General features: G+C 69.8%; 14 protein-coding genes. 7 read left to right on the forward strand and 7 right to left on the reverse strand.

Going from position 1 to position 11925, the window contains the following annotated elements; genetic code table 11:
- The first annotated feature begins 79 nt into the window (after positions 1-79).
- Positions 80-985, forward strand: a complete 906-nt coding sequence (locus GYB83_RS15215) for an inositol monophosphatase family protein (RefSeq protein WP_186349790.1) — start codon at positions 80-82, stop codon at positions 983-985.
- Here GYB83_RS15215 and cei read toward each other — a convergent pair.
- Entirely contained in the window at positions 973-1620 is a 648-nt protein-coding gene (gene cei / locus GYB83_RS15220) for an envelope integrity protein Cei (protein ID WP_161896275.1), read from the reverse strand. The two genes, GYB83_RS15215 and cei, sit on opposite strands and share 13 nt — an antisense overlap.
- A 334-nt stretch (positions 1621-1954) precedes the next feature.
- Here cei and GYB83_RS15225 point away from each other — a divergent pair, with 334 nt between their 5' ends.
- The gene (locus GYB83_RS15225; protein ID WP_161896276.1) at positions 1955-2254 is read left to right on the forward strand and encodes a DUF4193 domain-containing protein; all 300 of its coding nucleotides are present in this window, start codon (positions 1955-1957) and stop codon (positions 2252-2254) included.
- Positions 2255-2308: 54 nt separating this feature from the next.
- Here the strand turns inward: GYB83_RS15225 and GYB83_RS15230 are convergent, their stop codons facing one another.
- Positions 2309-2803, reverse strand: a complete 495-nt coding sequence (locus GYB83_RS15230; protein ID WP_228461508.1) for a DUF3093 domain-containing protein — start codon at positions 2801-2803, stop codon at positions 2309-2311.
- 42 nt (positions 2804-2845) lie between these two features.
- Between GYB83_RS15230 and dut the strand changes: the two genes are divergently transcribed.
- Positions 2846-3355, forward strand: a complete 510-nt coding sequence (gene dut / locus GYB83_RS15235) for a dUTP diphosphatase (RefSeq protein WP_161896278.1) — start codon at positions 2846-2848, stop codon at positions 3353-3355.
- Positions 3352-4209: a DUF3710 domain-containing protein gene (locus tag GYB83_RS15240; RefSeq protein ID WP_161896279.1), complete on the forward strand. Its 858-nt coding sequence runs from the start codon at positions 3352-3354 to the stop codon at positions 4207-4209. The genes dut and GYB83_RS15240 overlap by 4 nt, the downstream gene beginning before the upstream one ends.
- 4 nt (positions 4210-4213) lie before the next feature.
- Here GYB83_RS15240 and GYB83_RS15245 read toward each other — a convergent pair whose 3' ends face one another.
- Positions 4214-4924 (reverse strand): alpha/beta hydrolase, encoded by a 711-nt coding sequence (locus GYB83_RS15245; RefSeq protein WP_161896280.1) that lies wholly within the window; start codon positions 4922-4924, stop codon positions 4214-4216.
- 70 nt (positions 4925-4994) lie between these two features.
- On the opposite strand from GYB83_RS15245, the gene GYB83_RS15250 reads away from it, so the two are divergent.
- Entirely contained in the window at positions 4995-5387 is a 393-nt protein-coding gene (locus tag GYB83_RS15250; RefSeq protein ID WP_161896281.1) for an OB-fold nucleic acid binding domain-containing protein, read from the forward strand.
- A 15-nt stretch (positions 5388-5402) separates the two neighbouring features.
- On the opposite strand, the gene GYB83_RS15255 is transcribed toward GYB83_RS15250, so the two are convergent.
- The 4 genes from GYB83_RS15255 to GYB83_RS15270 form a co-directional block, all read right to left on the reverse strand.
- On the reverse strand, positions 5403-5840 hold the full coding sequence (locus tag GYB83_RS15255) for a hypothetical protein (protein WP_161896282.1): 438 nt from the start codon (positions 5838-5840) through the stop codon (positions 5403-5405).
- Positions 5837-7000 (reverse strand): globin domain-containing protein, encoded by a 1164-nt coding sequence (locus GYB83_RS15260; RefSeq protein ID WP_161896283.1) that lies wholly within the window; start codon positions 6998-7000, stop codon positions 5837-5839. The genes GYB83_RS15255 and GYB83_RS15260 overlap by 4 nt, the downstream gene beginning before the upstream one ends.
- 167 nt (positions 7001-7167) lie before the next feature.
- Positions 7168-7833: a potassium channel family protein gene (locus tag GYB83_RS15265; protein WP_161896284.1), complete on the reverse strand. Its 666-nt coding sequence runs from the start codon at positions 7831-7833 to the stop codon at positions 7168-7170.
- 6 nt (positions 7834-7839) lie between these two features.
- Complete coding sequence (locus GYB83_RS15270) at positions 7840-8499, reverse strand: potassium channel family protein (RefSeq protein WP_161896285.1); 660 nt, start codon at positions 8497-8499, stop codon at positions 7840-7842.
- An 86-nt stretch (positions 8500-8585) separates the two neighbouring features.
- On the opposite strand from GYB83_RS15270, the gene GYB83_RS15275 reads away from it, so the two are divergent.
- Positions 8586-10598, forward strand: coding sequence for an APC family permease (locus GYB83_RS15275; RefSeq protein WP_161897532.1), 2013 nt, complete (start codon positions 8586-8588; stop codon positions 10596-10598).
- Complete coding sequence (locus GYB83_RS15280) at positions 10595-11854, forward strand: class I SAM-dependent RNA methyltransferase (protein WP_161896286.1); 1260 nt, start codon at positions 10595-10597, stop codon at positions 11852-11854. Before GYB83_RS15275 ends, GYB83_RS15280 begins: the two co-directional genes overlap by 4 nt.
- The last annotated feature ends 71 nt before the right edge of the window (positions 11855-11925 follow it).

Raw genomic sequence — 11925 nt, forward strand, 5'->3', positions numbered from 1 at the left:
GGACTCGCTTCCTGCCCGGTGCATCGGGCACTGCTTCTGCTGAGCGTTGGCGTGCACCGCCCACAGTAGACTCGTCCCCGTGACCAGGACTCCACGTTGGACGCCCGGCGAGGCCGCCGAGCTCGCAGTCGTCGCCCGCAGTGTCGCCGAGACCGCCGCAGCCCAGGTGCGCACGAGACGGGCGGAACTGTTCGCGATCACCGGGACGACGCGCGACGACGACGCGGTGGCCGCCAAGTCGACCCCGACCGACCCGGTCACCGTCGCCGACACCGAGACCGAGGCGCTCATCCGTGCGCTGCTGCGCGACCTGCGTCCCGACGACTCGATCCTCGGTGAGGAGGCGGGCGGCAGCGTCGACGTGCCCGACGGCGTGCGCTGGGTGGTCGACCCCATAGACGGGACCGTCAACTTCCTCTACGGCATACCGGCCTATGCGGTGTCGGTGGCGGCGCAGGTCGGCGGGGTGTCGATCGCCGGGGCCGTGGTCGACGTCGCGCGCGGCGTCACCTACTGGGCGTGGGCGGGCGGCGGCGCGTACTCGTGCCCCGGCACCGCGGAGGACCCGCGGGGCGAGCCGGTCCGTCTGCGCGCCAACCCGATCGACGATCCGGGCTTCGCTCTCGTCGCGACGGGCTTCGCGTACGCGGCGAGCCGTCGCGAGCAGCAGGGCGCGATCGTCGCCCGGCTGCTGCCTGCCGTCCGCGACCTCCGGCGGATGGGGGCCGCGGCCCTCGACCTGTGCATGGTGGCCTCCGGAGCCGTCGACGCCCACTTCGAGCACGGCCTGAGTCCCTGGGACTGGGCGGCGGGCGGGCTGATCGCCGCGGAGGCGGGCGCTCGTGTGGTCCTCCCGCCGGCCGACTCGCGGTCGAGCGACGGCGACGTCACGATCGCCGTGGCTCCGGGCGTAGCAGACCGGTTCCTGGCCCTGCTCGACGACGCGGGGGCGCTGCGGGCCCTGCCCGTCGGTCAGCAGGACTGATCGTGCACGGCGTCGAGCAACGACTGGTCGACCGGGGACTGCTTCGGGTTCGGTGACGAGACGCGCAGTGCGTCGATCGCCGACTGCGCGTCCTGGCTCGGCATCGTCGACGTGTAGAACTCGCCGAGCGCGAGGTCGACGTCGGTGCCCGCCCTTCCGTCGTTGACGAGCTGGGCGCACGGCGCGACGAGCCACACGGCGGCGGCCGCGGCCTGACCGTTGGATCCGAACCGGATCTGGGCCACGCAGTTCAGGTCCCGATTCGGGTAGACGGTGTCGTCCGCGTACGCCGGATCGGCGGCTCGGTAGCCCAGCGAGGTCAGATCGTCGCTCACCGATCGGGCCGACCCGCGGGCCGCGGCCGAATTGAGCACGCGGACTCCGAACGTGGACAACGCGGCGGGTGCGACGGACGCCATCTCGGACCGGTCGACGACTGTCAGTGTGGCGCCCGCGGCCATCGAGCAGTCGGTCTTCACGGTGTCGTCGCCTCGACCGGAGAATGCGAACGCCCAGGCCCCGGCGGCCGCGACCGCGAGCACTGCCAGGACGACGATGCCCGGCGTCATGTTCCGGCGCAGGAACGGCTTGCCCTTGGAGTCGGTCGTGTAACCGGTGGCGATTTTCGAGACCACGTCGCTTCGCACCTTCTTCAGGGGTCGGTCGAGATCGGTTCAGTCGGGATCACTCTAGTGGTCCCGCGGACCGGGGAGCGCGGCGGCACGCCGGAGCCGCGCCGCCGAGGAATTTGTCGTCCGAATGGGTGAATAGTGTGGCGCTGTTGACAGGCCTTGAAGTCTCACCTAGAGTACGGGCGCCCAAGGTCATACACGGCCGATCGGGGCGCGAGGTCGAACCACGAGTTCGGCGCCCGCACAGGGATTCGCCCGCGCCGGGAATAATCCCGACGGACCGAGCGATGAATGACCGGACACGACAAATACTCCAGACAATCCAGGCAGGCAGGCAATGGCAACTGACTACGACGCGCCCCGGCGGACCAACGACGACGATCTCGCCGAGGACTCGCTCGAGGAACTGAAGGCGCGCCGAAACGAAGCGCAGTCCGGCGACGTCGACGTCGACGAGGGTGACACCGCGGAGTCGTTCGAACTGCCTGGCGCCGACCTCTCCGGCGAGGAGCTGTCGGTTCGTGTGGTCCCGAAGCAGGACGACGAGTTCACGTGCACGAGCTGCTTCCTCGTCTACCACCGCAATCGGCTGGCCGAGCAGAACGGCTCCGAGCTGATCTGCGTCGACTGCGCCTGAGTCATCGTTCGAACGCCAGTCGTCGATCGAACTCCGACAGACGCCGTACGGGAACTACTCCCGTGCGGCGTCTGTCATGTCGAGGGCCTCGAGGACCTTCTCGGGGTGACGAGTGGACACCAGCCAGTACGGGGTGGGGTCGTCGGGGTCGTCGAGGACGAGCAGCACCATCGACTTGATCCACGACCGGTGCATGAGGAACGCTGCGGGGTCGAGCTGACGGCCGAGCGCGGCGCTGCGCTGGGACGGTCCGATCGTCGCGCCGCGGGCGATGACCTCGGACGGAAGCACCGCTTTGTGGGCGTGGACGGCGCCGTCGGCGTCCACGCGGATCAGGGTGCGGCCCATGGACCAGATGCCCCACGCGATGAGGACCCCGAGCAGCGGGTAGGCGATCACGCTCCACGACTGGCGGTACGCGGCCAACTGGATCTCGTAGCCGAGAACGGCGGTCAGCACCGCGCCGGCGATCCACCACCACCAGGGCGCCGTGAGTCGTTCGGTGTACCGATCGGCGCGTTCGGTCGCCGTCTGGGGAGATTCCGTCACGCCGTCCAGATTAGTCGGGGCGCCGACTAGTAGTCTGCGGGGGTGACCACGCAGAGTCGTACGCAGACGTACCCGCCGTTGCGCATCCGCCGCCTGGACGCCGGACTCCCGCTGCCGGTGAGAGCCCATCCCGACGACGCGGGAGTCGATCTGTTCGCGGCGACCGACCTGGAACTCGAACCCGGTCACCGGCGACTCGTCGGCACCGGTGTCGCCATCGCCCTGCCGGTCGGGACGGTCGGGCTCATCCATCCGCGTTCGGGTCTCGCCGCCCGAGCGGGCCTGTCGATCGTGAACACACCGGGCACCATCGACGCGGGCTACCGCGGCGAGATCAAGGTGTGCCTGATCAATCACGACCCGGAGACGACGATCTCGATCGCCCGGGGCGATCGGATCGCGCAATTGGTCGTCCAGAAGGTGGAGCTCCCGGACGTCGTCGAGGTCGACGAACTCGACGATACGGCGCGCGGCGACGGCGGTCACGGATCCAGCGGCGGGCACGCCATCCTCACAGACGACATCTCCAGCGACGAGAAGGCACAGGCATGAGCGGCACCAAGACGATCGGCGAAGCGGGCGGACCGTACGACATCGACGACCTCGCGGGCTCGCCCGACGACCTGACCAACTCGCATCTCGACCTCGGCTCGGTGCTGATGCCGGTCGTCGAGGGCGGCCAGGTGACCGTCGAGATGTCGGCGGAGAATCAGCCGGAGGCCGTGTACCTGGTGACCCCGGTCGGCCGCATCGGCATCCACGCGTTCGCGGCGCCCCGGAGCGGCGGCCTGTGGCGCGAGGTGGTCAGGGAGCTGGCCGAGTCGCTGCGCGCCGAGGGCGCCCAGACGTCGATCGAGGACGGGCACTGGGGTCGCGAGGTGCTGGCGCGGGTCGAGGGCGGACATCACCGCTTCATCGGCGTCGACGGGTCCCGCTGGATGGTCCGCCTCGTCGCGAGCGGTCCGGACGAGGCGGGGGAGCAGCTCGCGCAATTGGCCCGCGCGGTGCTCGCGGAGACCGTCGTCCGGCGCGGTACCCAGCCGTACCCGCCCCGTGAGGTGCTTCCGCTCGTCCTGCCGCCGGTGCTGGCGGAGCAGGTGGCGGCGGCCCAGCAGCAGATGGCGCAGGAGCAGGGGCTCGGGCCGACGTCCGAGCCGATCTCCGGCGCCCCGGCTCCGGAGGCGTCGGCCGATGCCGGCGCCGACGAGGTGCTCCCCGGCGGGGCCGTCGCGCAGAGCGCCGCGGCGACCGTGTTCACCGAGGCGCAGCCGTCCGGATCGTCGGTCGACGAGGAGTCCGACGACGCGCAGGCGGTCGAGCCGTCCCCGGATGCCCTGTCGTCAGACGCCCCGTCCCCGTCTCGGGGCTCGGCGTTGTCCCGGCTCCGTGGGCGACGTCGGCGCTGACGACTCAGGTGCGGGCTGCTCCGGAGGCTGCGTCCGCGAGCGCGGCGAAGCAGGCGTCACCGAGGAGGCGCTCGTCCGGACCGAATTCGGTGAGCGGCGTCTCGACGACGGCTCCGCGGGGCGCGGCCGCCGCCCAGGCGCGTCCGACGTCGGCGGGATGCAGCGGATCGTCCGGCGCGACCGCGACACCGAGCGGGACCGTCAACGATGCGATGTCGGTGAGCGACGGCCCGACGAACGTCGACGCCGCACGCAGTTGAGCGACCAGGCCTCGCGGGTGGAGTGAGCGCCACGATCGGGCCAGTTCGGCGCCGAGCCAGTCGGGGCTGCCCGCCACCATCGCGGAGACTGTCGGTTCGAGACCGTCGTTCTCGATGCTCTCGGCGGTGAGCCGAGCGGAGACGGACGCGACGGAGTCGCCGGGGGCCCCCGACCACGCGGGGAGTGCGGCGAGGACGCCGTCGCATCGTGCCGCGCGTCCCGGATCGAGCGCCCACGAGACGGCGATCGCGGCGCCGATGGACACGCCGCCGACGATCACCGACTCCGACCGCTCGGCGATCGCATCGATCCTGGTCAGATAGCTCGCGACCAGGTCCGCGTCGGGTTCGAGGCAGTGCAGTTCGGCACCGGTGACCGCGGCCCGACGATGGAAGACGCGGCGGACGAAGTCGGCGTCCGACCCTGTGCCCGGCATCACGATGACTGTGCGCATACAACGATCTTGCACGGGGAGTATGGTGAGGCTGCAAGCGACTTCGACGGGACGTGCCCGGAGGGTGGGGATGACGAACACCGGTCTGCTCAAGCGGCTGAGCAAGATGCTCACCGAAGACCTCGAGGACATCGAGGAAGAGCGAGTACAACGCGAGTGTCGGGAGGCCAGTGCACAGCACGCCACCGACGCTCAGCCCGCCCGCGAGTGCACTCGCGGAAAGCAGGCCGTGATGGTCGGCGAACTCCGCTCGGTGGAGACCTGCTCCCGCAACACCCATTCCGGTGTGCGGGCGGAGTTCTTCGACGGCACCGACACGGTGATCCTCAAGTGGATGGGCCGCAATCGGATCCCGGGCATCGAGCCCGGCCGCCGTCTGACAGTCCGCGGCCGCGTCGCCAACGCCGACGGAATGAAGGTCGTCTACAACCCCGAGTACGAACTCCACTCCGCCGACGACTGACACGTCCTGGCGGTGTCAGGCGGTCAGGAGCACCGCGCCGAGGGTGACGAGGGCCGCCGTCTTCACGAGCTCGAGACCGACGTACCAGAGGTGCGCGTGGCTGCGCTCGGCCGGAATGTCGTCGGGCGATGCGAGCACCGCGTCGGAGCGACGTGCGAGCGCCGGGCGAACCGCGATCACCTGGACGGCGAGCGCCGCGACGGCCGCGCCGAGGGCCGGGCCCGCGAGACGCGGCCAGCCGTCCCCGGCGACCATCGCCACGATCAGGGCGAGTGCCCACACCGCTTCGACGCTGTTCAGCGCGCGGAACACGAGCCTGCCGATGCCGAGGCCGAGCGGAATCGTGATCCCCGGAGCGCGGAACTTCAGCGGCGCCTCGATGAACGAGATGGCGGCCACCATTCCCAGCCACAGGAACGTGGCCGCGACCGCAGTGGCGTGTGCGGCGTTCATCGCCGGACGCCGCCGAACGTCTCGAACCGGATCCGCTCGGCGGGCAGGTCGCGGTCGGCGAGCGCGTCGCGCACCGAGTCCATGAATCCGGCCGGGCCGCAGACGAGGGCGGTGGTCGCGGGGTCGACGGGGACGTCGGACAGGTCGATCAGACCGATGCGCGTGGTCGGGCCGGCGCTGACTCCGTGCTCGTACCACTGGTAGAGGCTGCCGCCGGGCAACTGTGCGACGAGTTCGCCGATCTCGCCGCGATGGGGCTGGCGGGCCCGGGAACGGTCGGCGTGCAGCACCTGGACCTTGCGGGTGTCGCCGGTGCGGACGAGGTGATGCAGGATGCCGATCATCGGCGTGCAGCCGATGCCCGCGGAGGCGAGCAGCAGCGGACCGTCGTCGTCGGGCAGCGTCAGATCACCGAACGGCGTGCTCACGGTCAGCTCGTCGCCGCCGAACGCGTTCTCGTGCAGCCAGGACGACACCTCGCCGTCGAGCTTCACACTGAATCGCCACGTCGGATCGTCCACGGCTCCGGTGAGGCTGTACTGCCGGATCTGGCGCGCGCCGTCGGCGAGCGGAACCTGCACCGAGATGTACTGACCCGGCGTGAAGTCCGGGAGCCGAGAGCCGTCGGTCGACGCCACGGTGAACGACACGGCGTCGGGTGACACCTGGTCGCGGTCGGCGACGCGCACGGTCCGCCACACCTGGCCCGGTGCGACGCCCGCTGAGGCGTACAACTCGTTCTCGCGCCCGATCAGGACGTGCGCCATCTCCCAGTACAGTTCGTCCCACGCCGCCGCGACCTCCGGGGTGACGGCCTCGCCGAGGACCTCCACGATCGCGGCGAACAGGTGCTCGTGCACGATCGGATACTGGTCTGCGACCACGCCGAGCGACGCGTGCTTGTGGGCGATGCGTTCGGTGATCGACCGCTGCAGGTCGAGGTCGGGCATCAGTTGCAGCCGGGCGAAGGCGGCGATGGATCCGGCGAGGACGACGGGCTGCGACCCGTTCTGCTGGTTGGTCCGGTTGAACAGGTCCGACAGCAGGCCGGGGTGCGCCGCGAAGAGCCGTCCGTAGAAGTTCTCGGTGATGGCGTCGAGGGCGCCCTCGACGGCGGGCAGGGTCGCCTCGATCATGGTGCGGCTGTCGTGAGAGATCATGTCGTCGTACTCCTCGCGTGGTGATCCGGGCGTCGCGGGCAGCGTGCCCGAATCGATCTGACCACGGGGGTCGCTAGGGGAGGACGAATCGTGTCGCAGGTCTCGTGACCTGCGACGATGTAGGGACAATGGCTCCTACGTCCGATGGGCACAAAGTACCTACTACGTCACGTCGTAGGTACTTTCATGGCGTGGTGGAGGTCGGCTTCGGCCTCCTCCGGCGCCACGAAGACGAGCTCGTCGCCGCCTTCGAGGGAATCGTCTGACTGCGGCACGATCACGCGCTTGCCCCGGATGATCGCCACCAATGCCACGTCGCGGGGCAGCTGCAGGCGGCGGACCGCCTTGCCTGCCAGGGGAGTGTCGTCGGGCAGCGTCAACTCCACCAGATTGGCCTGACCCTGACGGAACGTCATCAGGCGGACGAGGTCGCCGACCGAGACGGCCTCCTCCACGAGCGATGCGAGCATGCGGGGCGTGGAGACCGCCACGTCGACGCCCCAGTCGTCGTTGAAGAGCCACTCGTTGCGCGGATCGTTCACGCGCGCGACGACGCGGTTGACGGCGAACTCGGTGGTCGCGAGGAGGCTGACCACGAGATTGGCCTTGTCGTCGCCGGTGGCCGCGACCATCACGTCGAACGTCTGCAGTTCGGTGCGTTCGAGATCGTCGAGCTCGCACGCGTCGGCGTGCACCCACACGGCGCCCGACACGGACTCGCGGTCGATGTGCGACGGGTCCTTCTCGAACAACGTCACGTCGTGCTCGTTGAGCAGCAGTTCGCGGGCGATGGCACGTCCGACGGCTCCGGCTCCGGCGATGGCGACCTTCACAGTTTCCTACTCCCCGAATTCGGCGGCCGCGACGGCGCGCGCATTGTCGACGTTCGCGGCGAGGGCGGCCACGTACAGTTCGTCGTCCTGCTGAATGACGGTCCGCGGCTCCGGCAGGATCGGCCGCCCGAGCCGGTGCAGGAACGCGATGCGGGCGCCGGTCTCCTCCTGGAACCGCTGGCAGTCGACGCCGACCCACGATTCGTGGAACGCGACCACCGCCATCACCAGGGAGCCGGACGGATCGTGCCAGACCGGGGTGCTCGACGTGTCGCCGAGCGCGGAGACGAACCGTTCGGTGGTCCACGGGACGGTTGCGACGGTCGGGATGCCGAGACGCTCGAACACCGCGGCGCGCTTCGCGTCGTAGATGCGGGCGACGACCCGGTTGACGCCGAACGTCTCCCGCGCGACACGCGCCGAGATGATGTTGGAGTTGTCGCCGGACGAGACCGCGGCGAACGCGTCTGCGCTCTCGATTCCGGCCTCGGCGAGGACATCGCGGTCGAAACCGACGCCCTGCACCGTCCGACCGGTGAAGTCGTCGCCGAGTCGGCGGAACGCCGACGGATTCCGGTCGATGACGACCACTTCGTGTCCACGTCCGGACATGGCGACTGCCAGGGCCGATCCGACTCGGCCGCAGCCCATGATGATCACACGCACGGTGGGAGACGTTACTTCTCTCGCCGCGAAATCGCACCCCGGTGGTACGCGCCGATGTGACGGCCTAATGTTGCTGCGTGTCCACGATGTCGAAGGTCTCGGTCGGCGCCAAGCGCCTGCTCCTCGGTCGCCCGTTCCGGAGCGACCGCCTGGGCCACACGCTTCTGCCCAAGAGGATCGCCCTGCCGGTGTTCGCATCGGACGCGATGTCGTCCGTGGCGTACGCGCCCCAGGAGATCTTCCTCGTGCTGTCGGTCGCGGGCATCAGCGCCATCTCGTTCGCGCCGTGGGTGGCGGTCGCGGTGGCGTTGGTCATGGTCGTCGTGGTCGCCAGCTATCGGCAGAACGTGCACGCCTACCCGTCGGGCGGCGGCGACTACGAGGTCGCGACCGTCAATCTCGGCGCCAACGCCGGGCTGACGGTCGCCGCGGCGCTGCTCGTCGACTACGTCCTCACCGTCGCGGTGTCGATCACGTCCGCGGCGGAGAACATCGGCTCGGCGATCCCGTTCGTCCACGAGCACAAGGTGCTGTTCTGCGTCGCGGCGATCGCGCTGATCGCCGCGGTCAATCTGCGCGGCATCAAGGAGTCTGGCTCGGTGCTCGCGATCCCGACGTATGCCTTCATCGTCGGCGTCGCCGCCATGCTGATCTGGGGTTTCGTCAAGATCTTCGTCTTCGGCGACAACGTCCAAGCGGAGACGAGCGGCTACGACATCCGGCCCGAGAACGACCATCTGATGGGCATCGCGATGGTCTTCCTCGTCGCGCGCGCCTTCTCGTCTGGCTGTGCCGCGCTGACCGGAGTCGAGGCGATCAGCAACGGTGTGCCCGCCTTCAAGAAGCCGAAGTCGCGCAATGCGGCGACGACGCTGCTCATGCTCGGCGGGTTCTCGATCGCCCTGCTCCTCGGCATCGTCATGCTCGCGCAGGAGATCGGAGCCAAGTATGTGCTCGACCCGGCGAAGGACCTGATCGGCGTGCCGAACGGCTACCAGCAGAAGTCGATCATCGCGCAGATCGCGGAGGCCGTGTTCGCCGGTTTCCCGGTCGGTCTCTACGCGATCGCCATCGTCACGGCGCTGATCCTGATGCTGGCCGCGAACACCGCCTTCAACGGTTTCCCCGTTCTCGGATCGGTGCTGGCCCAGGACCGCTTCCTGCCGCGGCAGTTGCACACCCGTGGCGATCGTCTCGCGTTCTCCAACGGCATCGTCTTCCTCGCCATCGCCGCTGTCGGGTTCGTCGTCGCATTCGGCGCCGAGGTGACCTCGCTGATCCAGCTCTACATCGTCGGCGTGTTCGTCTCGTTCACCCTGAGCCAGACCGGCATGGTCCGGCACTGGACGCGTCACCTCAAGCTGGAGACCGACCCGGAAGCACGCCGACGCATGATCCGGTCGCGGATCATCAACGCGATCGGCATGCTGATGACGGGCACCGTCCTCGTGGTGGTGTTGATCACCAAGTTCACCGCGGGCGCGTGGATGGCGATCCTGGCGATGGTCCTGCTGTTCGTCCTGATGAAGCTGATCCACCGTCACTACTCGTCGGTGCAGCGGGAACTCGACGAGGCCGTCGAGGGGGAGGACGAGGTGCTGCCGAGCCGCACGCACTCGATCGTCCTCGTGTCGACGCTGCACCTGCCGACGCGGCGGGCCCTGCGGTACGCGCGCGCCACCCGTCCCGACGTCCTGGAGGCGCTGACGGTCAACGTCGACGACCGCGACACGCGCAAGCTGGTGTCCGAATGGGAGGACAGCGACCTGTCGGTCCCGTTGAAGGTGGTCGCATCGCCGTACCGGGAGGTCACGCGGCCGATCATCAGCTACGTGCGACGGATCCGTCGGGAGTCGCCGCGCGATGTGATCACCGTGTTCATCCCCGAATACGTCGTCGGTCACTGGTGGGAGCAGATCCTGCACAACCAGTCGGCGCTGCGGATCAAGACGCGACTGCTGTTCGAGCCGGGCGTCATGGTGACGTCGGTGCCGTGGCAGCTCTCGTCGTCGGAGGAACGCGGCAAGCGACTGCAGCACCAGTACATCGCGCCGGGCGACATCCGCCGCGGCTTCACCTCCGAGGAGAAGAGCCGGTGACCGAGCTCGAACTGGAGGTCACCGGCTACGCGAACGGCGGGTCGGGCATCGCGCGCAGCAACGGCCGGGTCGTGTTCGTCGAGGGCGGTCTGCCCGGTGAACGGGTCCGAGCCGCGGTGACCGACGATTCCCGGGCGTCCTACGCGAAGGCGACCGTCGTCGACGTCCTGGACGCGAGCCCCCATCGGATCGACCCGCTGTGCCCGGCCGCGGCGGCCGGAGCGGGCTGCTGCGACCTGTCGTTCGTCGACCCGGCCCACGCCAGGGAGCTGGGGGCCGAGGCCCTCGCCGACGTCCTGCGTCGCATCGGCGGCTTCGGGGCCGACGCGCCGACCCCGCCCGTCGTCGACCCGCTCGGCGACGAACCGTCGGGGTGGCGTGTCCGCACCCGCCTGGCCGTCGGACCCGGCGGCGTCGTCGGCCTGCGCGGACGTCGTTCGTCCGACCTGGTGACGGTGCCGTGCGCCGGTCCCGTCGCCGGACTGCTCGACGGCCTCGACGGGATCGGCGGTGCGCCCGGAACCGAACTGGTCCTCGCCGCCGACAGCGAGGGGACACGGCACATCGCCGAACTATCCGCACCGGCCGATCGTCGCGGTCGTCGCGGCAAGGACCGCCGCGGTCGGGCGCAGAGCAGCAGGTCGGCGCACACCGCCCCACGGTCGGTGCGCACCGTCCAGGGGCACACGCACGCCGTGCAGACCATCGGGCCGCGCACCTGGACGGTGCCGGTCACCGGGTTCTGGCAGGCGCACCGTCAGGCTCCGGCCGCATACACGTCGACGGTCGTCGACCTCGTGGCTGGAGTCGGACTGACGGGCGACGTCCACATGTGGGACCTCTACGGCGGCGTCGGCGTGTTCAGCGCCTGCATGCTCGATGCGACCGACGGTCCGACCGTCACCGGTGTCGACCTCGTCGACACCGACCCGGGGGCGCTCGCCGCGGCCGAACGCACGCTCGCCGACGACCAGGTGGAGATCCACCGAGGCGCTGTCGCCGACATCGTCTCGTCGCTGCGGGCGCCCGACCTGGTGATCTCCGACCCGCCGAGGTCCGGAGCGGGGGCGGCTGTCGTCGACGCGATCGTCGCCGCGCGTCCGGCCGTCGTCGTGCACGTCGGATGTGATGCCGCGGCCTTCGCCCGGGACCTCGGACGGTTCGCCGCCCAGGGGTACACGGTGCGTGATTGGCGCGGATTCGACGCATTCCCCATGACAAATCACGTCGAGGGCATCGCGGTCCTCACGCGCTGAGACGGTTACGTAGACTGGTCCGCACGTGCCGAACGCACCGGCGTTCGGACGGGTTGACGTGAGGAGACGCT

The sequence above is a fragment of the Gordonia spumicola genome, from assembly GCF_009932475.1.
GTDB lineage: Bacteria > Actinomycetota > Actinomycetes > Mycobacteriales > Mycobacteriaceae > Gordonia > Gordonia spumicola.

Bases quoted from the DNA above. Each gene is read 5' to 3' on its own strand.
- GYB83_RS15240 (WP_161896279.1), top strand. From the start codon at position 3,352: ATGAGCGGCACCAAGACGATCGGCGAAGCGGGCGGACCGTACGACATC.
- GYB83_RS15255 (WP_161896282.1), bottom strand. From the start codon at position 5,840: ATGAACGCCGCACACGCCACTGCGGTCGCGGCCACGTTCCTGTGGCTG.
- GYB83_RS15245 (WP_161896280.1), bottom strand. From the start codon at position 4,924: ATGCGCACAGTCATCGTGATGCCGGGCACAGGGTCGGACGCCGACTTC.
- GYB83_RS15250 (WP_161896281.1), top strand. From the start codon at position 4,995: ATGACGAACACCGGTCTGCTCAAGCGGCTGAGCAAGATGCTCACCGAA.
- GYB83_RS15225 (WP_161896276.1), top strand. From the start codon at position 1,955: ATGGCAACTGACTACGACGCGCCCCGGCGGACCAACGACGACGATCTC.
- GYB83_RS15275 (WP_161897532.1), top strand. From the start codon at position 8,586: ATGTCGAAGGTCTCGGTCGGCGCCAAGCGCCTGCTCCTCGGTCGCCCG.
- GYB83_RS15260 (WP_161896283.1), bottom strand. From the start codon at position 7,000: ATGATCTCTCACGACAGCCGCACCATGATCGAGGCGACCCTGCCCGCC.